The sequence below is a fragment of the Mycobacterium sp. ENV421 genome (genome assembly GCF_002887815.1).
GTDB lineage: Bacteria > Actinomycetota > Actinomycetes > Mycobacteriales > Mycobacteriaceae > Mycobacterium.
The window spans coordinates 33,265-53,278 of the sequence record NZ_PDHO01000031.1; the positions used below are offsets into that span (position 1 = coordinate 33,265).

The 20,014-nt window shown below is 66.6% G+C and carries 20 protein-coding genes, 1 tRNA gene and 1 other RNA gene; 11 read left to right on the forward strand and 11 right to left on the reverse strand.

Annotation, left to right across the window (positions count from 1 at the left end):
• Nucleotides 1-101: 101 nt before the first annotated feature.
• Both CRM90_RS24875 and CRM90_RS24880 read left to right on the forward strand, forming a co-directional pair.
• Nucleotides 102-1,367 carry a Mur ligase family protein gene (locus tag CRM90_RS24875; protein WP_102809576.1) on the forward strand — a complete coding sequence of 422 codons (1,266 nt, stop codon included), beginning with the start codon at nt 102-104 and terminating at the stop codon, nt 1,365-1,367.
• The gene (locus CRM90_RS24880; protein ID WP_102809577.1) at nt 1,364-2,074 is read left to right on the forward strand and encodes a type 1 glutamine amidotransferase; all 711 of its coding nucleotides are present in this window, start codon (nt 1,364-1,366) and stop codon (nt 2,072-2,074) included. Before CRM90_RS24875 ends, CRM90_RS24880 begins: the two co-directional genes overlap by 4 nt.
• Nucleotides 2,075-2,107: 33 nt before the next feature.
• Here CRM90_RS24880 and CRM90_RS24885 read toward each other — a convergent pair whose 3' ends face one another.
• The 4 genes from CRM90_RS24885 to CRM90_RS24900 form a co-directional block, all read right to left on the reverse strand.
• Complete coding sequence (locus CRM90_RS24885) at nt 2,108-2,989, reverse strand: type IV toxin-antitoxin system AbiEi family antitoxin (RefSeq protein ID WP_102809578.1); 882 nt, start codon at nt 2,987-2,989, stop codon at nt 2,108-2,110.
• Nucleotides 2,990-3,110: 121 nt separating this feature from the next.
• Nucleotides 3,111-3,884: an EAL domain-containing protein gene (locus tag CRM90_RS24890; protein ID WP_102809579.1), complete on the reverse strand. Its 774-nt coding sequence runs from the start codon at nt 3,882-3,884 to the stop codon at nt 3,111-3,113.
• Nucleotides 3,885-3,903: 19 nt separating this feature from the next.
• A complete protein-coding gene (gene recR, locus CRM90_RS24895) occupies nt 3,904-4,515 on the reverse strand; it encodes a recombination mediator RecR (protein WP_036341909.1) in 612 nt (203 codons plus the stop codon).
• Between the two features lie 4 nt (nt 4,516-4,519).
• Entirely contained in the window at nt 4,520-4,846 is a 327-nt protein-coding gene (locus tag CRM90_RS24900) for a YbaB/EbfC family nucleoid-associated protein (protein ID WP_036346464.1), read from the reverse strand.
• Nucleotides 4,847-5,049: 203 nt separating this feature from the next.
• Between CRM90_RS24900 and CRM90_RS24905 the strand changes: the two genes are divergently transcribed.
• Entirely contained in the window at nt 5,050-5,763 is a 714-nt protein-coding gene (locus tag CRM90_RS24905) for an Rv3717 family N-acetylmuramoyl-L-alanine amidase (RefSeq protein WP_102809601.1), read from the forward strand.
• On the opposite strand, the gene CRM90_RS24910 is transcribed toward CRM90_RS24905, so the two are convergent.
• Nucleotides 5,760-6,206 carry an SRPBCC family protein gene (locus CRM90_RS24910; RefSeq protein ID WP_102809602.1) on the reverse strand — a complete coding sequence of 149 codons (447 nt, stop codon included), beginning with the start codon at nt 6,204-6,206 and terminating at the stop codon, nt 5,760-5,762. The two genes, CRM90_RS24905 and CRM90_RS24910, sit on opposite strands and share 4 nt — an antisense overlap.
• Before the next feature lie 88 nt (nt 6,207-6,294).
• Here CRM90_RS24910 and CRM90_RS24915 point away from each other — a divergent pair, with 88 nt between their 5' ends.
• Together CRM90_RS24915 and CRM90_RS24920 are read left to right on the forward strand one after the other, a co-directional pair.
• A complete protein-coding gene (locus CRM90_RS24915; RefSeq protein ID WP_102809580.1) occupies nt 6,295-7,677 on the forward strand; it encodes an FAD-binding oxidoreductase in 1,383 nt (460 codons plus the stop codon).
• Nucleotides 7,674-8,987, forward strand: coding sequence for a class I SAM-dependent methyltransferase (locus CRM90_RS24920; protein ID WP_102809581.1), 1,314 nt, complete (start codon nt 7,674-7,676; stop codon nt 8,985-8,987). Before CRM90_RS24915 ends, CRM90_RS24920 begins: the two co-directional genes overlap by 4 nt.
• Before the next feature lie 3 nt (nt 8,988-8,990).
• Here the strand turns inward: CRM90_RS24920 and CRM90_RS24925 are convergent, their stop codons facing one another.
• The 4 genes from CRM90_RS24925 to ffs all read right to left on the reverse strand — a co-directional run bounded on the left by CRM90_RS24925 (nt 8,991) and on the right by ffs (nt 12,793).
• On the reverse strand, nt 8,991-9,362 hold the full coding sequence (locus tag CRM90_RS24925) for a heme-binding protein (protein WP_102809582.1): 372 nt from the start codon (nt 9,360-9,362) through the stop codon (nt 8,991-8,993).
• An 83-nt stretch (nt 9,363-9,445) separates the two neighbouring features.
• Nucleotides 9,446-11,380 (reverse strand): DNA polymerase III subunits gamma/tau, encoded by a 1,935-nt coding sequence (locus tag CRM90_RS24930; protein ID WP_102809583.1) that lies wholly within the window; start codon nt 11,378-11,380, stop codon nt 9,446-9,448.
• A 9-nt stretch (nt 11,381-11,389) separates the two neighbouring features.
• A complete protein-coding gene (locus CRM90_RS24935) occupies nt 11,390-12,685 on the reverse strand; it encodes an aspartate aminotransferase type Ic (protein WP_102809603.1) in 1,296 nt (431 codons plus the stop codon).
• 13 nt (nt 12,686-12,698) lie between these two features.
• An RNA gene (gene ffs / locus CRM90_RS24940) (signal recognition particle sRNA small type) lies at nt 12,699-12,793 on the reverse strand.
• A gap of 105 nt (nt 12,794-12,898) precedes the next feature.
• Between ffs and CRM90_RS24945 the strand changes: the two genes are divergently transcribed.
• The 4 genes from CRM90_RS24945 to CRM90_RS24960 all read left to right on the forward strand — a co-directional run bounded on the left by CRM90_RS24945 (nt 12,899) and on the right by CRM90_RS24960 (nt 15,673).
• Nucleotides 12,899-12,984: transfer RNA gene (locus CRM90_RS24945), tRNA-Ser, on the forward strand.
• A 72-nt stretch (nt 12,985-13,056) separates the two neighbouring features.
• Complete coding sequence (lucA, locus tag CRM90_RS24950; protein WP_102809584.1) at nt 13,057-13,827, forward strand: lipid uptake coordinator LucA; 771 nt, start codon at nt 13,057-13,059, stop codon at nt 13,825-13,827.
• Nucleotides 13,828-13,888: 61 nt separating this feature from the next.
• Nucleotides 13,889-14,956 carry an NAD(P)H-dependent amine dehydrogenase family protein gene (locus CRM90_RS24955; RefSeq protein WP_102809585.1) on the forward strand — a complete coding sequence of 356 codons (1,068 nt, stop codon included), beginning with the start codon at nt 13,889-13,891 and terminating at the stop codon, nt 14,954-14,956.
• A 501-nt stretch (nt 14,957-15,457) separates the two neighbouring features.
• Nucleotides 15,458-15,673: a hypothetical protein gene (locus CRM90_RS24960; RefSeq protein ID WP_102809586.1), complete on the forward strand. Its 216-nt coding sequence runs from the start codon at nt 15,458-15,460 to the stop codon at nt 15,671-15,673.
• A gap of 8 nt (nt 15,674-15,681) precedes the next feature.
• On the opposite strand, the gene CRM90_RS24965 is transcribed toward CRM90_RS24960, so the two are convergent.
• On the reverse strand, nt 15,682-17,973 hold the full coding sequence (locus CRM90_RS24965; RefSeq protein ID WP_233209497.1) for a CocE/NonD family hydrolase: 2,292 nt from the start codon (nt 17,971-17,973) through the stop codon (nt 15,682-15,684).
• Between the two features lie 16 nt (nt 17,974-17,989).
• On the opposite strand from CRM90_RS24965, the gene CRM90_RS30555 reads away from it, so the two are divergent.
• Nucleotides 17,990-18,133: a hypothetical protein gene (locus CRM90_RS30555; RefSeq protein ID WP_158249058.1), complete on the forward strand. Its 144-nt coding sequence runs from the start codon at nt 17,990-17,992 to the stop codon at nt 18,131-18,133.
• A gap of 228 nt (nt 18,134-18,361) precedes the next feature.
• On the opposite strand, the gene CRM90_RS24970 is transcribed toward CRM90_RS30555, so the two are convergent.
• Complete coding sequence (locus CRM90_RS24970; RefSeq protein WP_102809588.1) at nt 18,362-19,672, reverse strand: PecA family PE domain-processing aspartic protease; 1,311 nt, start codon at nt 19,670-19,672, stop codon at nt 18,362-18,364.
• Between the two features lie 40 nt (nt 19,673-19,712).
• Between CRM90_RS24970 and CRM90_RS24975 the strand changes: the two genes are divergently transcribed.
• The gene (locus CRM90_RS24975) at nt 19,713-19,979 is read left to right on the forward strand and encodes a hypothetical protein (RefSeq protein ID WP_102809589.1); all 267 of its coding nucleotides are present in this window, start codon (nt 19,713-19,715) and stop codon (nt 19,977-19,979) included.
• Nucleotides 19,980-20,014: the final 35 nt, after the last annotated feature.

Genomic DNA, 20,014 nt, shown 5'->3' on the forward strand with positions numbered 1-20,014 from the left:
GTCAGGATGGCACGCAGGTCCGACAGTCCCCGGGACATCGAATCCGTGTCGGCCCGCCCGTCATTTCACGCATAAACTGCCTTCCGATGCCCAGGCCGACCATGACACTGCGGGGGCGCGCCGCGCTGGCCGCCGGATCCGCCGCGCGCTGGGCTTCCCGGGCGACCGGGCGGGGTGCCGGCGCCATGATCGGCGGCCTCGTCGCGATGACGCTGGACCGCTCGATCCTGAGCCAACTCGGGACCGGCCGGCGCACCGTCGTCGTGACCGGCACAAATGGCAAATCCACCACCACGAGGATGACCGCGGCCGCGCTCGCCACGCTGGGGTCGGTGGCGACCAACGCCGAGGGCGCCAACATGGACGCCGGGCTGGTGGCCGCGCTGGCCGGCACCCGGGACGCGGCGCTGGCCGCCCTCGAGGTCGACGAGATGCATGTGCCGCACGTCGCCGATGCGGTGGACCCGACGGTGATCGTGCTGCTGAATCTGTCCCGCGATCAACTGGACCGCGTGGGTGAGATCAACCACATCGAGCGGACGCTGCGCGCCGGGTTGGCCCGTCACCCCGATGCGATCGTCGTCGCCAATTGTGACGACGTCCTGATGACCTCCGCGGCCTACGACTGTCCCCGGGTGGTGTGGGTGGCCGCAGGCGGCGGCTGGGCCAATGACTCGGTCAGCTGCCCACGCAGCGGCGAGGTGATCGTCCGCGACGGTGTGGACTGGTACTCCACCGGCAGCGACTTCAAACGGCCGACTCCACAGTGGTGGTACGACGACGCCAAGCTGTACGGCCCGGACGGGCTCGAAGTGCCGATGCGGCTCTCGCTGCCGGGCACCGTCAACCGCGGCAATGCCACCCAGGCGGTGGCGGCCGCGGTGGCGTTGGGTGCGGATCCCGTCGCGGCAGTGGCCGCGGTCTCCCGGGTGGACGAGGTCGCGGGCCGCTACCAGACCGTGCCGATCGGTGAACACACCGCGCGCATCCTGCTGGCCAAGAATCCGGCCGGATGGCAGGAAGCGCTGTCGATGGTCGACAGGAGCGCCGACGGGGTGGTGATCGCGGTCAACGGTCAGGTGCCCGACGGCGAAGACCTGTCCTGGCTGTGGGACGTCAACTTCGAGCACTTCGAGGACGTGCCAGTGGTCGCCGCCGGTGAGCGGGGAACGGACCTGGCGGTGCGACTCGGGTATGCGGGTGTCAGTCACACGTTGATGCACAACACGATTGACGCGATCGTCTCGTGCCCGAAGGGGCATGTCGAGGTGGTCGCGAACTACACGGCGTTCCTGCAACTGACCCGGACGTTGGGGCGGATGCGCCCGGCGGGCAGGAGCGCAGCGACTCGGGGTGAAGAGCGATGAGTACGGTGCGGATCGGGCTGGTGCTGCCCGACGTGATGGGCACGTACGGCGACGGCGGTAATGCCGTGGTGTTGCGTAAACGGTTGCAGCTGCGCGGAATTCCGGCTGAGATCGTCGAGATCGCGCTGGCCGACCCGGTGCCCGACTCGCTGGACCTCTACACCCTCGGCGGCGCCGAGGACTACGCGCAGCGACTGGCCACCAAACACCTTCTGACGCATCAGGGTTTGCAGCGGGCCGCCGGCCGCGGTGCGCCCGTGCTGGCGATCTGCGCGGCGATCCAGGTGCTGGGTCACTGGTATGAGACGTCGGCCGGCGAGCGGGTCGAGGGCGTTGGCCTGCTGGATGTGACGACCTCGCCGCAGGAGAAGCGAACGATCGGCGAGGTGGTGTCCACGCCACTGGTCGACGGGCTGACCCAGCCGCTGACCGGTTTCGAAAACCACCGCGGTGGAACGGTTTTGGGGCCTGACGCTCGGCCGCTGGCGACGGTCGTCAAGGGCGCGGGAAACCGCGATGGCGACGGATACGACGGCGCCGTGCAGGGTAGCGTCGTCGCGACCTATCTGCACGGGCCGTGTCTGGCTCGCAATCCCGAGCTGGCCGACCTGCTGCTGTCGCGCGTGGTCGGGCCGCTGGAGCCCCTTGAGCTGCCCGAGGTCGAGCAGCTGCGCCGTGAGCGGCTGGCCGCCCCCCGCCGGATGTAGTCGGCGCCGCTTTCCCTTACGCCCAAACCGACACTACGCAGCGAAAGTGCGAGTAGATCGCGTCATTTCGTCGATCTCGGCGCCGCCGCGCCGAAGATATGCCTCCTTCGCGCGCCATAGAACCTCGGCAGGTCTGTCTTCGGCAATGACGCGAATGACCTCCCAACCGAGCCGCTCCAGCATCGGTAGACGGCGAATATCTCGCACATATTGACGCCTATCGCTGCGGTGTTGGTCGCCGTCGTACTCGAAAGCCAGCTTGAGATCGCGGTAACCCATGTCCAGGTATGCGATAGGAACTCCGCCGTCGAACACCGGGATTTGCGTCTCGGGTGTCGGCAGTCCGCCGTCGATCAGCAGGAGACGAAGCCAGCTTTCTTTTGGCGAAGCCGCTCCGGCATCGATCAACGGTAGGAGTTCGCGCAGCTGCCGGACGCCCCTAACCGGGCCATAGCGCTTCATGATCAACTCGACACTCTCGGAAGAGATTGTCGTGACACGCATTAGCGCGTCCAGCCGCGCAAGTGCCGTCGCGCGCTTCTGGTACCGACCCAGGTCGAAAGCGGTGCGCGCGATAGTCGTCACCGGCAAGCCATCAACGGTCGTGACTTCGTCGTCGCTCACACGATCCATCCGGACTATCAGCCCGGGCTGCCGCCGTCGTTCACCCACCAGCACTTCGATCGCTACGTCGTCGTCGACCCATTCGGCGCCGTGCAATGCCGAGGCGGCGACGCCACCGATTACACCCGTTCGGTCGGTGTATAGCCACGCACCGAGCGCGCGGTCGCGCACGGATGGGATGGCGTACTTCGGGACGTAGACGCCTCGATACATCTGCCGGTACCAACGCTGTAGATCGTGACGGGAGAGGCCGCCGGCCAGCCCTTCCCTGCCGAGAAATACTTCAGTCATGTCGGCATCGTCGCCGCGGGGTCCGACAACCCGCCGAGATCGACGGAATGTCGCGATCTACTCGCACTTCTTCTGCGAAGTGTCGGTTTGGGCGATCAGGCGACTCGCGGGCATTGGGCGATCAGGCGGCTGCGCATACCTCGGGATTGACGTCGGCCACGCTCTCGAATGTCGGCCTGGCGATGTAATAGCCCTGGAACAGATGCACACCCAGGTCTTGCAGGCACTCCATCTCTTCGCGGCGTTCGATCCCCTCGGCGATGAGCCCGATCCCCAGCTCCTCGCTCATTCCGACGATGCCCTTGCAGATGGCCCTGCGCGCCTTGTCCTGATCGATGTCGCGGACCAGACCCATATCGATCTTGACCAGATCCGGCTGAAGATCCGCCAACAGGTTGAGTCCGGCATACCCGGCGCCGAAATCATCCATGGCGACGGTGAATCCGCGCTGCCGGTAGTCGGCCACGATCGCCTGCAGGTGCCCGAAGTCAGCGATCTTCTCCGCTTCGGTGAACTCAAAAACGATGCGGTCGGCAGGAAAGTCGTACGTCTCAGCGGCTTCCAGCGTCGTCCGGATGCAGAGTTCCGGGCGGTAGACGGCGTTCGGCATGAAATTGACGTTCAGTGACGTCGAAATCCCCAACTGGGCCGCCAATCTGATCGCCGTGACACGGCACACCTGATCGAACCGGTACAAGTTGTGGTCGCCGACTTGGGCGAACACCGCCGACGCCGGCTCGTTGCGCACACCGCGAACCAGCGCCTCGTGCGAGTGAACCTGTTTGGCACGACTGTCGAAGATCGGCTGGAACGCCATCGAGATCTCGAAATCCAAACCGGCACCGTCGACGCAGGCCCCGCAGTTCAGTGGGACAAAGTCGTCGGGCCTCGCCATGTAGGCGATCCTACGGAAGCTAAACCATCTGGCGGCGGCCGGACAGCGCGCGGCCCAGCGTCAGCTCGTCGGCGAACTCCAGATCGCCACCCATCGGCAAGCCCGAGGCGATCCGCGACACCGTCAGCCCGGGAATGTCGCGCAAGATCCGCACCAGGTAGGTGGCTGTCGCCTCGCCTTCGGTGTTCGGGTCGGTCGCGATGATCACCTCGGTGATGTCCACCCCGTCGACCCGCTCACCAATCCTGTTCAGGAGCTGGCGAATTCGAAGTTGATCAGGTCCGATGCCGGACAGCGGGTCGAGCGCTCCGCCAAGTACGTGATAGCGCCCGCGGAACTCGCGGGTGCGTTCCACGGCCTGCACATCCTTGGGTTCCTCGACCACACACACCAGCGCCCCGTCGCGACGCGCGTCACTGCAGATGCGGCACCGCTCGGCATCGGAGACGTTGCCGCACACCTCGCAGAACTGCACCCCGTCGCGGACCCTGCCCAGCGCCGCGGTCAGCCGGTCGATGTCCGGCGGCTCCACCGACAACAGATGGAACGCGATCCGCTGCGCACTCTTGGGACCGACGCCCGGCAGCTTGCCGAGCTCGTCGATCAGATCCTGGACGGGTCCTTCGAACAACGCGTCAGGCCCCCGGAATGCCTGGGGCCTGCCCGGCCAACGGGCCGAGGTGGGTCTGGGCCAGGATCGTGAACTGGCGAGCCGAATCGGCGAGCGCGCCGACGATCAGGTCCTGCAGCGTCTCGACGTCATCGGGGTTGACGACCTTCGGGTCGATGCGGATCCCGACGACCTCACCGCTGCCCTTCATCGTCACCTGCACCAGACCGCCGCCGGCCTGACCGTGCACCTCGGCGGCGGCCAGCGCGGCCTGCGCCTCCATCAGCTTCTGCTGCATCTCCTGGGCCTGCGCCAGCGCGGCCTGCAGACCGGGCATCACCTGGTCGCGCATCTGCTCCGCCTGCTCGCGAAAACCCTCGAGGTTCGGAATCTCACCGGGTTGCATGACAGTCTCCTTGCGTCTCGGTCTCGACTTGGTTTCGCCTGCGAATTCGGGCAGTCAGCGACTTCAAGACTAGACGGCGAAGAGTTACGGTGACGCGCGTGCTTATGTCCGCCCGAGCTCGTGTCGTGGCCGCAGCATGCACCAGCGTCATGCTGGTTGTGTCGACGGTGACCAGTCCGCTTGCCCATGCCGCGCCGACCAGCATCGCCGGGATGATCGTGTTCCTGGACCCCGGCCACAACGGTGCCAACGACGCGTCGCTGACCAAGCAGGTGCCGACCGGCCGTGGCGGCACCAAGGACTGCCAGACGTCGGGCACCACCACCAACGACGGCTTCCCCGAACACACCTTCAACTGGGACACCGTGCTGCTGATCCGCCAGATGCTGACTCAGCTCGGAGTCCGCACCGCGATGTCCCGCGGCAACGACAACCAAGTGGCGGCCTGCGTCGACGAGCGCGCCGCGATGGCCAACGCACTCAAGCCGAACGCGATCGTGTCGATTCACGCCGACGGCGGCCCGGCGACCGGGCGCGGTTTCCACGTCAACTACTCCAGCCCGCCGTTGAATCAGGCCCAGGCCGGCCCGTCGGTGCAGCTCGCCCGCGCGATGCGCGACCAGATGGTCGCGGCCGGGATCCCGGCAGCCAACTACATCGGCTCTGACGGCCTCTACGGCCGCGCCGACCTCGCCGGGCTGAACCTCGCCCAGTACCCGGCGGTGCTGGTCGAGTGCGGCAACATGAAAAATCCGGCCGACTCGGAACTGATGGAAAGCCCGGAGGGTCGCCAGAAATACGCCACCGCCGTCGTTCAGGGCATCGCGGCGTTCCTGGCCACCCAGCCGGCGCGCGCCAGCTAGGCCTTCCCGGCCTCGACGGTCTTCTTGAGGTTGCCCAGCAGCTCGTCCTGAATCCGGCGCAGGCCCAGCGGCGCGAACGTCTTCTCGAAGAAGCCGCCGATGCCGCCGGCGCCGGTCCACGTCGTCTTGAGGGTGACGCTGGAGCCCGGGCCGGCGGGCGCGACGGTCCAATTGATCACCATCGAGGAATTCGCGTCCTTCTCGATGACGGTGTGGCCGGCGACATCGACGACGGCCTGCACCTCCCGCACCCGCGACTTGGTGGCCTGCAGCTTCCACTTGGCGACCGTGCCCTGGCCCTTGCCGCCCTGCAGCACCTGGTACTCGCTGTACTGCGGCGAGAGGATCTTCGGGCGCACGTTCTGGTAGTCGGCGATCGCGTCGAGCACGGCGGCCGGTTCGGCGTCGATCAAGATCGAACTTGCGGCGCTGACCTGTCCCATCGGGTAAAACTCCTCGTTAACGGCGGTTTCGGTGTGATCCACCAGCCGTGCGGTCGCATCGGCTGTGGCTGCGGACTAGCGTAGTCGTGTGTCTGTTTCTGCAGCACTGTCAGCTCATGCCCAGGGCGTGGAGCGGCTTCTGGCCAGCTACCGCGCCATTCCTTCGAACGCCCCCGTCCGTCTGGCGAAACCGACGTCGAACCTCTTCCGCGCACGCGCCAAGAGCACCGCGCCCGGGTTGGACACCTCCGGGCTGACCAACGTGATCTCCGTTGACCAGGCTGCCAGGACCGCCGATGTCGCGGGCATGTGCACCTACCAGGACCTGGTGGACGCGACCCTGCCCTACGGCCTGTCCCCGCTGGTGGTTCCGCAGCTCAAGACCATCACCCTGGGCGGGGCGGTGACCGGACTGGGGATCGAGTCGGCGTCGTTCCGCAACGGTCTGCCGCACGAGTCCGTGATCGAGATGGACATCCTGACCGGCTCGGGTGAAGTGATCACCGCAAGCCGGCACCAGCATCCAGACTTGTTCCGGAGCTTTCCCAATTCCTATGGCACACTTGGCTATTCGGTGCGCCTGAAGATCGAGCTCGAGCCGGTCAAGCCGTTCGTCGCACTCAAGCACCTACGGTTCCACTCGTTGGCCGACCTGGTCACCGCGATGGACCGGATCATCGAAACCGGCGGATACGACGGCACCCGGGTCGACTACCTCGACGGCGTGGTGTTCAGCGCCGACGAGAGCTATCTGTGCCTGGGCGTGCAGACTCCCACCGCCGGATCGGTCAGTGACTACACCGGCCAGGACATCTACTACCGCTCGATCCAGCATGCCGGGGAGGACGGGGCGGTCAAGGACGACCGGCTGACCATTCACGACTACCTCTGGCGCTGGGACACCGATTGGTTCTGGTGCTCGCGGGCTTTCGGCGCACAGAACCCGAAGATCCGCCGGTGGTGGCCGCGGCGCTACCGGCGGAGCAGCTTCTACTGGAAGCTGATCGGCTACGACCAGCGGTTCAACATCGCCGACCGGATCGAGGCCCGGCACGGCCGTCCGCCGCTGGAGCGAGTGGTCCAGGACGTCGAGGTGCCGATCGAGCACTGCGTCGAATTCCTGGACTGGTTCCTGACGAACGTCCCGATCGAGCCGCTGTGGTTGTGCCCGCTGCGGCTGCGCGATCCGGCGGGCTGGCCGCTGTATCCGCTGCGCGCCGAGCACAGCTACGTCAACATCGGGTTCTGGTCCTCGGTACCGACGGGGCCCACTCCCGGCCACACGAACCGCCTCATTGAAGAGCAGATCGGCAAGCTCGACGGGCACAAGTCGCTGTATTCCGACGCGTTTTACAGCCGGGAAGAGTTTGACAATCTCTACGGCGGCGAAACCTATAAGACCGTAAAAAAGACCTACGACCCTGATTCACGGCTGCTGGACCTGTATGCAAAGGCGGTGCAACGACAATGACGACCTTTCGTGAGAACGAGGCGCATACGCCCGGAAAGTTCAAACTGGCCGAGATCCTCGAGATCTTCACTGCCGGTGGCGAACTACCGCTGAAGTTCACCGCCTACGACGGCAGTTCCGCGGGGCCCGACGACGCCGAGCTGGGCCTGGACCTGCTCACCCCGCGGGGGACCACGTATCTGGCGACCGCCCCGGGCGATCTGGGCCTGGCGCGCGCCTACGTCTCGGGCGACCTCGAGATGCAGGGCGTACACCCCGGCGATCCGTACGACCTGCTGCGGGCGCTCTCCCACCAGTTGGATTTCAAGCGGCCACCAGCGCGGGTTCTGGTCGATATCGTGCGCTCGATCGGTATCGAGCACCTCAAGCCGATCGCTCCGCCGCCGCAGGAAGCGCTGCCGCGGTGGCGCCGCGTCGCCGAAGGCCTGCGGCACAGCAAGAAGCGCGACGCCGATGCCATCCACCACCACTACGACGTGTCAAACACGTTCTACGAGTGGGTTCTTGGGCCGTCGATGACCTACACATGTGCCTGCTACCCGAACGCGGACGCGACGCTGGAAGAGGCGCAGGAGAACAAGTACCGGCTGGTGTTCGAGAAGCTGCGCCTGAAGCCCGGCGACCGTCTGCTCGACGTCGGCTGCGGCTGGGGTGGCATGGTGCGCTATGCGGCGAAGCACGGCGTGAAGGCGATCGGCGTGACGCTCTCCCGTGAGCAGGCCGCCTGGGCGCAGAAGGCCATTGCCGAGCAGGGCTTGGCCGACCTGGCCGAGGTCCGCCACAGCGACTACCGCGACGTGCGGGAGAGCGGCTTCGACGCGGTGTCGTCGATCGGGTTGACCGAGCACATCGGGGTGGCCAACTACCCGGCGTACTTCGGCTTCCTGAAGACCAAACTGCGCGTCGGCGGGCTGCTGCTCAACCACTGCATCACCCGCCCCGACAACAAGACCGGCCCCAGCGCGGGCGGTTTCATCGACCGTTACGTCTTCCCCGACGGGGAGCTGACCGGGTCCGGCCGCATCATCACCGAAGCCCAAGACGCCGGCCTGGAAGTCGTGCACGAGGAGAACCTGCGCCACCACTATGCGATGACGTTGCGCGACTGGTGCCGCAATCTCGTCGAGCACTGGGACGAAGCTGTCGCAGAGGTGGGGCTGGCCACCGCCAAGGTGTGGGGCCTGTACATGGCAGGCTCCCGGCTCGGATTCGAAACCAATGTCGTTCAGCTGCACCAGGTTCTGGCGGTCAAACTGGACGAGAAGGGCGGCGACGCCGGACTGCCGCTGCGCCCGTGGTGGACGGCGTAGATCCTAGACCGCCGATCCGGGCAGCTGACCGCAGCGATTCTTGATGTCCAGCAACGGTTGTCGAATTCCGGTGATGTCGGAGGCCGTCTGCGGGTTGGCGGCCATGTAGGTCTTGACCCGGGTGAGCACCTGGGCGCGGGGCAGGCCGGCCAGGCTGGTGAAGAAAGCATTCACGTCGGGATGGGTGAACAGGTACGCCGATGTCGCGGCCTGCACGCCCATTCGCACGCCTTCCAGATCGGCGGCGGTGCAGTTCGGCGGTGGCGGCGGCACATCGGGATCTGCTGCCGCAGAGGGAAGTTGGCCGAACAGAGCCACTGCGAGGGCGCCGCATCCGGCGAGCGTCGCCGCGATTCGACGACTGTCGATGATCATGCACCGACGGTAAAGGGGCCGACGCACCAGCGCTTCACAGCACAGCAGACCCACAGCGGACCACGAGACCGCACACAGAACTGCTAGCCCTCGATCTTGCGGGCGCCCAATTCGGTCTGCAAAAGCTCGAGCGCCACTTCCTCGGGATCACGCCGCGGGGCCGCGTCCTCATCGTCGCGGCCGACCTCGGCGATCATGCTGTCCTCTTCGGCCCGCTGGCGTTCGACCGGATCAGGTGCCGGTTCCGGTGGGAGCGGCTGTTCGGTCTCCTGCACGGGCTGGCCGACGCCGACCTCGCAGCGCACCTTCCAGTTCACGCCCAGCGCATCCTTGAGCGCATCGCGGATCACGTCGGCGTTGCGCTGTTCACATAGCCGCTTGGCCAACGGCGCCGACTCATGTCCGAGGATCAGCGTGTTGTCCTCGACCGCACGCACGATCGCGCCGGCCAGCATGACCTCGGTGGTGCGGCTGCGCTGACGAACCTTCTCCCGCACCGTCGTCCACATGGTGCGCACTGCGGCCGCACCCGGTTCACCCGTGGCGGCGGCGGCCGGTGCCGCGGCGGGTTCGGTGGTCGGCGGCCGGGGTGTGGCCTCGGGCACCGGATCCGGCGCGGCGACAGGTTCGGGCCGCGCGACCGGTTCGGGTCGCGCAATCGGCTCCGGCTTGGCGATCGGCTCGGGAACAGGCCGCGGTGCGGGCGGCTCGACCACCGGTGTCGGCGCGGGCGCCACGGGCGCGGGCGCCGCTGCTGCCGGCTCGGGGGCTGCCGGCGCCTGCTGCGTCTTGCGCACATACTGCTTGGCCGGCACCGCCGGGGGTGCACCGGAATTCAACCCGGCCTCGCCCGCCGGGATCGTGATCTCCATCCGGGTCTCGATGCGTTCGATCCGCTGCAGCAGCGCCGACTCGGTGTCGCTGGCCGACGGCAGCAGCAGCCGGGCGCAGACCACCTCCAGCAGCAGCCGCGGCGCGGTCGCGCCGCGCATTTCTCCCAGCCCTGCGTGCACCACCTCGGCGTAGCGGGTCAGCGTCGCGGGCCCGATCTTCGCGGCCTGCTCACGCATCCGCTCCAGCACGTCGTCGGGGGCGTCGACCACACCGCGGCTGGCAGCGTCCGGAACTGCTTGCAGCACAATCAAATCGCGGAACCGCTCGAGCAGGTCGACGGCAAAGCGGCGCGGGTCATGTCCGGCGTCGATCACCGACTCCACCGCACCGAACAGCGCAGCCGCATCGCCCGCGGCCAGCGAGTCGACAGCGTCGTCGATCAGGGCCACATCGGTGGCGCCCAGCAGCGCGAGCGCGCGCTGATAGTGCACGCGATTGCCTTCGGCACCGGCGAGCAGCTGGTCCAGGACGCTCAACGTGTCGCGGGGCGAGCCGCCGCCGGCCCGGATGACGAGCGGATACACCGCGTCGTCGACGGTGACGCTCTCCGAGGCGATGATCTTCTCGATCAGCGCGCGCATGGTCTTCGGGGCCAGCAGCCGGAAGGGGTAGTGATGGGTGCGCGACCGGATCGTCGGCAACACCTTCTCCGGTTCGGTGGTGGCGAACACGAAGATCAGGTGCTCAGGCGGCTCCTCGACGATCTTCAGCAGCGCGTTGAAGCCCGCGGTGGTGACCATGTGCGCTTCATCGACGATGAAGATGCGGTAGCGCGACTGGGCGGGCGCGTAGAACGCCCGGTCGCGGAGTTCGCGGGTGTCGTCCACACCGCCGTGGCTGGCGGCGTCGAGTTCGACGACGTCGACCGAGCCCGGGCCGTTCGGGGCCAGTGCCACACACGAATCGCATACCCCGCACGGCGTCGGTGTCGGCCCCTGTTCGCAGTTCAGCGAGCGGGCGAGGATGCGGGCCGAGGAGGTCTTCCCGCAGCCGCGAGGTCCGGAGAACAGATACGCGTGGTTGATCCGATGCGCCGTCAGCGCGGTCGACAGCGGTTCGGTGACGTGCTCCTGGCCCACCACCTCGGCGAAGGTTGCCGGCCGGTACTTGCGGTAGAGCGCCACGGGTGAAGGCTACCGACCGTCGGTGACAGCCGCGGACCCCAGCAAGGACTCGGTGGCTGCCAGCAACGCGCAGGTGGCCAGGCCGTCGATCGCGTCGGTCAGATCCGACACCGGCGGGAACGTCGGCGCGATCCGAATGTTCTTGTCGTCCGGATCTTTTCGATAGGGGAACGACGCGCCCGCCTCGGTGACCGCGATGCCGGCGTCCTTGGCCAGCGCGACGGTCCGCTTGGCCGTCCCGGGCAGCACGTCGAGGCTGATGAAGTAGCCGCCCTTGGGCTCGGTCCAGGACGCGACCTTGGAATCGGTGAGCCGCTTGTCCAGGATGTCCAGAGCGAGCGCGAACTTCGGCGCCAGCAGCTGCTGGTGGCGCTGCATGTGTAGCCGCACCCCGTCGGCATCTTTGAAGAACAACAGGTGCCGGAGGTGGTTGACCTTGTCGGGGCCGATCGACTTCTTACCGGCGTACTGCAGATACCAGGCGATGTTGCCCAGCGATCCGCCGAAGAAACTCACCCCTGCCCCGGCGAAGGTGATCTTCGAGGTGGACGCGAACACATAAGGCCGGTGCGGGTTGCCCGCCTTGTCGGCCAGGCCGAGGATGTCGACCTGGCGCGGGAAGTCCAGCGTCAGCGTGTGGACCGCGTAGGCGTTGTCCCAGAACAACCGGAAATCCGGTGCGGCGGTGCGCATTTGCACCAGCCTGCGGACCACTTCCCAGGAATAGGTGGTGCCGGTCGGATTGGAGAACACCGGTACGCACCACATGCCCTTGATGGCGGGGTCGGCGGCGACAAGCTCCTCGATGAGGTCGACGTCGGGGCCGTCCTCGTTCATCGGGACGCTGATCATCTCGATGCCGTAGCTCTCGGTGATCGCGAAGTGCCGGTCATATCCCGGAGCCGGGCAGAGGAACTTGATCACCGGCTCCTCGCTCCACGGCCGCGGCGAGTCGACGCCACCGTGCAGCAGCGAGAACACCACGATGTCGTGCATCAGCTCCAGGCTGGCGTTGTTCCCGGCGATCAGATTGGGCACCGGGATGCCGAGAAGGTCACTGAAGATCGAGCGCAGACCGGGCAGCCCATGCAGGCCGCCGTAATTGCGGGTGTCGGTACCGTCCTCGTCGCGGTACTGCTCACCGGGCAGGCTCAACAGCGCATTGGACAGGTCCAGCTGCTCTGCCGACGGCTTGCCCCGGGTGAGGTCCAACGACAGCTTCTTGGCCTGCAGGTCGGCGTAGTTTTGCCGCTGCAAATCATGCTGGGCTCGCAACTCATCGGGGCCCAGGGAGTGGAACGACACCATGCGCCTTTCACGAAGGGGACCCCGCGCACCCGCCAGAGCCCATTGACCCTTGCTGCCTTCCGGCCCTGGGGGAGTTCACAGGATAGACGCCGCGCGGGGTCCGTTGCGAGTGTAATACCCGCCGACGAGTGCTCCGCCGCGGAGGCGGCAAGACGAGGTGAGCCAGGCGGCCGGGGCGAGGCACCTCCCGAGTCCGCTACCATTGCCGACGGAGGATTCGCCTAGTGGCCTATGGCGCTCGCCTGGAACGCGGGTTGGGTTAACAGCCCTCAGGGGTTCAAATCCCCTATCCTCCGCACCTGATCCGAGGTGCGACTGGGGGGTCACAGCGCCTGGTCGCACCTCGGATTTTGATTGTGAGGAGGGGTATGGGGCGCGCCGCCGCGACTGCACTTCAGCTGGTGCTGTGGGTGCTGGCCGGAGCTCTGTACTTCTTGTTCGTGTTGCCCCGGTGGTGGGAGCTGATGGGCGACACCACCCACACGCTGGGCACCGTTGCGCGCATCGTCGCCGGTGTCCTGTTCGCGCTGGCCGCGCTGCCGGTGTTGCTCACCTTGGTGCGCAGCCGCAAGCCCGAGGCCGGCACTCCCCAGTTGGCGCTGCGCCTGCGGCTGTGGTCGGTGATCCTGCACGTGGTCGCCGGTGTGCTGATCGTCGGGACGGCGATCGCCGAGATCTGGGTCAGCCTCGACAAGGGCGGCCCGTGGCTGTTCGGCGTCTACGGCGCCGCCGCGGCGATCGCAGTGCTCGCGCTGCTCGCCTTTCAGCTGGCCTACACCGCCGAGCTGCCGCCCAAGCCGGCGAAGCCGAAGAAAGAGAAGAAGGCCAAGAAGAAGCGCGGCAAGGCGGCCGACTCCGAAGAGACCACCGAGATCGCCGAAGCCACCGACCCTGCCGACTCCGCGGACGCAGAGCAGACGAGCGAGCCGGCCGTCGAGGACGAGAAGCCCGCCGAAGTGTCGGCCGAGGCAACTCCCGAGCCCGAGCCTGAACCCGAGTCCGAGCCCGAGGCCGAGGCGCAACCCACTGACGACGCCGACGCCGAACCTGCTGGTGCGCTGCGGAACAAGCGCCCGACCGGCAAGACGAACCATCGTCTGCGCCGGCGCAACCGCGGCAACGTCGCGGTCGACGAGTAGAAGACTGTCGAGTTCACCTAAACAACCGTCTGAACTGCGCAGCCGACCCTATGCTGAGCGAGTGCCCAACATTTCCCCCTATCGGGTCGTCCAATGGACGACCGGCAATGTAGGAAAGAGCTCCGTCCAGGCGATCACCGCCAACCCCACCTTCGAACTCGTCGGCTGTTATGCGTGGTCGGCGGACAAGGCCGGCCGCGACGTCGGCGAGCTGGTCGGTATCGAACCGCTGGGAGTCACAGCTACCAACGACGTCGACGCCCTCCTGGCACTCAAGCCGGACTGCGTGGTCTACAACCCGATGTGGATCGACGTCGACGAGCTGGTCCGGATCCTGTCGGCAGGCGTCAATGTCGTCGCCTCGGCGTCGTTCATCACCGGCCAGAACCTGGGCGAGGGCCGCGCCCGCATCGAGGAGGCCTGCAAAGCAGGCGGCTCGACGATGTTCGGCTCAGGGGTCAGCCCCGGCTTCGCCGAGCTACTGGCAATCGTCGCCGCCACCTCCTGCGATCGCGTCGACAAGATCACCATCGCCGAGTCCGCCGACACCACCCTCTACGACTCCCCCGAAACCGAGCGACCGGTCGGATTCGATATGCGCATCGACGATCCCGCGCTGGAGCCGATGGCCGCCAAAGGCACCGCGGTGTTCGCCGAGGCGGTGCAGCTGGTCGCCGATTCCCTCGGCCTGGAGCTGGACGAGATCACCTGCGTGTCCGAATACGCCCAGACCACCGAGGACCTTCCGATGGCATCGTGGACCATCAAGGCAGGCCACGTTGCCGGGGTCTACGCGAGCTGGCAGGGCATCGTCAACGGCAAGACCGTCATCGACATCAACGTGCGATGGAAGAAGGGCACCACCCTCGAGCCGGACTGGCAGCTCGACGCCGACGGCTGGAAGATCACCATCGACGGACGTCCAACGGTGAACATGCAGGTCGGATTTCTGCCGCCGATGGACATGATCGAGAACGCGACATCACTCGAAGACTTCTTCGTGCTCGGCCACATCATGACGGCGATGCCGCCGATTCACGCGATCCCCGCCGTTGTCGCCGCGCCACCAGGCATCGCGACCTACAACGATCTGCCGCTGCCGAAGGCTCGAGGCGTGGTGCCGAGCTAGCGGCCGCTAGATGCAGGCACCGCCGGTCACCAGCCCGAACGGACCGTTGGCCTGCACGCAGGCGGCGGGCGGGCCCGTAGTACACGGGGCCGTAGTCCGGCCCGCGCCAGTCGCCACGGCCGCGGTGATGGTCATTCCACTGCCAGCCGTCATGGCCGTGGCCATGTCCCGGGTCGGCGTAGGCGACACCGGTGCCCACACCGAGGCCGGCCAAGCCGAGCCCCGCGGAAAGTGCTGCCGCTGCGATCTTCGTCAGTGTCATCGTGTTGATCCCTTACGACCTCAAGCGCCCCGACCCGTCACACTCGTTTTGCAACAGAGCAGATTTTGATCGAATTCCCCTAGCCGCCAACAACTTAGGGAGACCCCCACCAGCGTCTGCTCCTGTGTATTTGCTCTTGAGTTCCCGTCGGGTACGGCGCGCCTAGTTCTGGCGTGGTCAACCGATGCCACCATGCAGCCGTGCACACGCATCGGAGCGCACCATTTTTTGCTGCGGGTGTGATCGCACTCGCAGCGCAGGTGATGCTGCCCACGACCTCGATCGCGCACGCGGACGCCTGCCCCGACGTCCATGTCGTGTACGCCCGCGGAACCGATACCGTCCCGCCGGTCGACGCGGTCGGCCAAGCTCTGGTCAATACCAGATACGTCAGTTCCGGGGTGGTCACTCAAGCCGCGCAGTTCGCGGTCAGCCGGCTGACGTCAGCCGGCTGACCGGGTCCTTACGGCTCCGGGCTGAACTTGGTCGGGTCGGCTGTCGGCAGCGTCAGGTTGATGTTGGAGATGTTGACGACGCCGAACGCGGTGAACCTCTCGTATGCGGTCGCCGAGCTGGTGATCTGCAGAGTCAGATCGTCGCTCGCATCGGCAGCGGTGTAGACCATGTTCTCCATGTTGATGGTCGCGGTGTGAGTGCGCCCATCCAACGTCACCGCCACCGGCGTCACCAGGTTCCCAACGACCAGACCCGTCTTGTTGTCCACCAGCTGTGCGTAGACGAAGCGGCTGTTACCCAGACCCTGGTAGTCGAAGCTCACCGTGGGCGCGCCCAGGTACGTCGTACCGACCTGGGTCGGCACGGCCACGTTGATCGCGTTGCGCGCTTTGGACGCCAAGCCCAGCGAGTACGGGATCGCCGCCTGCGGCGCGGGCCCGGAGCCACCGATGATCGGGACGATTCCCAGCCTCCCGCCGGACGCTCCGGTCACCGCTTGATCGGGTGTGCCGAACAAGTCGCTGCCCGACGTGGGAAGGGAGTCTGACTGGTACCAATTCCCGTTCTGGTCGGTGAACTGGAAATTGGGGATGTTCGGTGTCCCGCTGGTGTTGCCGTCCTTCACGTAGTAGTCCAGCCAGGCGAACGTCGAGGCCAGGTTGGGGTTGACGTCACCGTTGTTGGTCAGACACACCCCGTGGCCGCCGCAGAACCAGATCATCTTCACCGGCGTGCCATACGGGTTGGCGATGATCGTCTGCGCGTTGTCGATCGCCTGCTGCAGGGTGAACAACACGTCGACCGTGCCCTGGATCAGCAGCGTCGGCGCCTTCAGCTGGTTGAGCAGCGACGTGGGACCGCTGCTGGCCAACAAAGACTGCGCAGTGTTGGTCAGGACTCCGAACAGGTCGCCGGTGATGATGCCCTGATAGATCAGGTTGTTGATCCGGGCCTTCGACAGGACCAGCGACAGCAGCAGCAGCGACGCGTATGACGTCTTGAACGAGCCGTCGGGGTACAGCGAGTTGTTCAGTGAGTTCCACGAGATACCCGGGACGATCGCGTCGATCCGTGGGTCGGTGGCCGCGCTGGTGAGCTGGATACCGCCGCCGTAGGAGCCTCCGACCATCCCGACTCGGGGATCATTCGGACCGTCGAGAAGCGAGTTATCCAATCCGGCAACATAATTGAGGATTGACGATACGTCGCGTGCCTCGAAGAAGGGGCTGTCGAGCTGCAGGATGCCGCCGGAGGCGAACTCGCCGCGAGGATCCCAGGTGACCACGTTGTAGTTGTCGCGCAGTAGCGAGACACCCGGTGTCAGTCCGCCGATGCCGTACTGCGTGTACGGGTCGGTCTGGCCGGCCGTCGCCAGACCGGGGCCGTCGAGAATCGTTGGCGCCGTGTCGGATCCGGTGAGGCCGAGCTTCGGGAACCAGTTGACGCTGATCAGGGTGCCGTCGAAGGACGGCATCTTGTAGGTGTAGGCCACGGGGTCGGTCGCGGGCAGCACGTCCGTCGAGTTGAACGTGGCGACCTGCGAGTACCCGATGATCGGCGCCAGCAGGTCACCGAGGACCGGGGTCTGATGCAGGACCACGATCACCTGACCGGCCAAGCCGCCGAGGAGCGGGATGCTCTCCACGATCTGGTCGAACTGGGTCTTCTGAGCTACCAGAATCTTGAACTGCTCATTGACCGTTCCGCCGAGCACCGACTGGTCGGGCAGGTAGCTGAAGTTGCCGAGCGTGTAGTTGGTGTCGCCGGTCGCGGAGAAGGTGATCTTCCCGCCCTTGTTGGGCCCACTGATCAGTGTGTAGGTGAGTCCGGACGCCCCGGTGGCGTTGGTGGTGCCGTCGATGATGCCGTCATTGATGACCAGTACCGGATTGATCGCGATCGGATTGCTCGCCAACGCCGACGCGGTCGTGCGCCGCTGCAGTGCCGCGAAGGTCAGCGCCAGTGGCGAGTCGACGGCAGGCCTGGGCAGGCCACCGGAGAACGGGTCGAGCACGTCGTGCAGAGCGTTGGTCAGCACTCCGGAGATCGCACTCGGGGACGGCAGCACAGGCAGCTTGGGAGCCAGCGATGCCGCCGGCGTCACTACTGCGGCAGTCGAGTTCGCCGACGGTGCGACGACATCGGAGCTACCGCCGGAACCGGATTGCGATCCCGAGTTGTTTGCCTCTCCGGCAGTGGAACTCGTTGTTTGCGCGGACACCGCGGAATCGGCGCGCACTGGAGCTGGGCCGGCCTTGGAATGCTTGGAGCTGGTCTTGGCACCGCCGGTACCGACCACGTGACCTGACCCGACGGTGGTCGTCCGCTTGGACGCCCCGGTGGATGTCGACGCCCCCTTCGACCCGGTTCCGGACGAGTTCGCGGCGCCGCTCGCAGAGCTCGAATTCGAGCTTGCCCCCGACGATCCCGTCGACCCGTCCGCCCATGCGACGCCGTAACCCGTGGAGAACACCGCGGCGCCCACTCCGAGGGCCACCGCCAATCCGCCAACCCGACCGACAAACCTCGAAGCACCCATGACTTTCTACCTCCCGACCAACGACGGCGACAGCGCCTCAGCGGAGGGTATGCCTGCAAACGGACGCGGGTTCACGAAACGCCCAAACTGTCAGCAACTAATTTGCTACAGCGACAAGACTGGGCGAGTCGTGTTGCGCGCCAAAGAATCAGGCGTAGTCGAAATGCGTCGCACCCTGGCCGTCAGGCGTCGTGTAGTCGAGGTAGACCGGGCCATGCTGATACGGGACGTAACCGGTGTTGATGAGCCCACTCGTGATCACCGTCGGTCGATTCTGCGACGTGACGGTGTAGGAGTACAGCAACACACCATCGGGGGTGTAGACCGAGATCCTCGTCCCCACCGGCACGCTGCCGGCGCCGCCGATCATCGAGGACAGGATCGTCCCGTACACGCCGCCGGAGTCGATGATCGCCCCGACGGTCGTCGGCGAGTTGTTGTTGATCTTCACGTTCAGGTAGGCATCGGGCGCGCCGGATACCGAGGTCCGGCTCGGCAGCGGGTTGGGTCCGAACACCATCACGCCGGCGATGCCGAGGAACAGGCTCTGGTAGAGGAATACACCCTGGCTGAGGTCACCGGGCAGGGCGGTAGTCGGCAGGCCCTGGGGTCCGGGGCCCGCCGCGTTGGCGCCGATTCCCAGGACGCCGGATGCGCCGCCCAGCTGGTGGAAGAAGGCCAAAGCGGCAGCGGCGTCCTCAGGGTTGACGATGTTGACGTTCGTCGGCCCCGAGACGATGCCGTTTCCGAAGTTCACGGTCGTCGTGTAGGTGGTGGCCGTGTAGCTGAGGCCGCCGCTGTAGCCACTCGTGACGGTGCCGGTCGGTGCGCCCAGCGGTGCCGCATCGCCAACCGAGGCCATGGTGACCACCAGTCCCGACGAGCCCGTGTCGACGAGCACGGGTGTGCTGGGTCCGCCATTGATCGTGATGTAGACGATCGGCTCGGTGGTGGACCGCATGGTCACCGGAACCAGCGCGTACACCCGACTGTTGAGCGCGGCCGTGCTGACCGCGTTCTGCACCGGCGTGATGGAGCCGGCCCCCTCCAAGGCGCCAACCAACGGCAGGAACAGTCCCGTGCTGTTGAGTGCGGTGGTGGCCAGCGTCGGGAGCAACAGCGCGCCGAGGAGTCCTACCCCGGCCAGTTCGTGCACGATCGGGACGCCCGAGGTCCTGGCGTACAGCGACTGGGTCGGAGTGATCGCGGTTCCCCAGGTGTTCAATGCCAGTGCGGCCTGCGTCAGCAGCACCTGCGGGACGATCGACACCAGACCGGCGGCGATGTTGCCGCTACCCCAGGTCTGTTGCTGCAGGTCCGACTGCGCCTGTGCGATCTGCTGCAGGGCCAGACTCACCGCGACGTTGGCGACCACCGGCGGCGTCGACGGCAGCCAGGAGTAGCTGCTGGGCGTCGCATTGGCGGCGGCGGGCGTGGCCGTGGTGGTAACTGCGGCCACCGGGCGAACGCGAGCCGAATGAGCGGTCGACGTCGTCGGCGTGGGCGTCGCGATCGGTGTCGCGCTCACCGCCTCGGTTGATCCGGTGTCGACGGCGGCCGCCGCGGCCGGTGTGTCACTCGCCGTGGCGGATGACGCCTTGCGCGCGCTGACGTTTCCGCCCGACGACGTCACGGCACTGTGGCGCGCCGAGTGCGCAGTGGACTTCTTGACCGCGGTCGAGTCGGTGGCACTCGACGACGTCGAGCTGCCTTCGGAGCTGCTGGCCGTGGACTTGCCCGCCGCCGAGGCGCCGGTATCGGCATGAGCGACGGCGGTTCCACTGGCGAGGGCGGCGCCGAG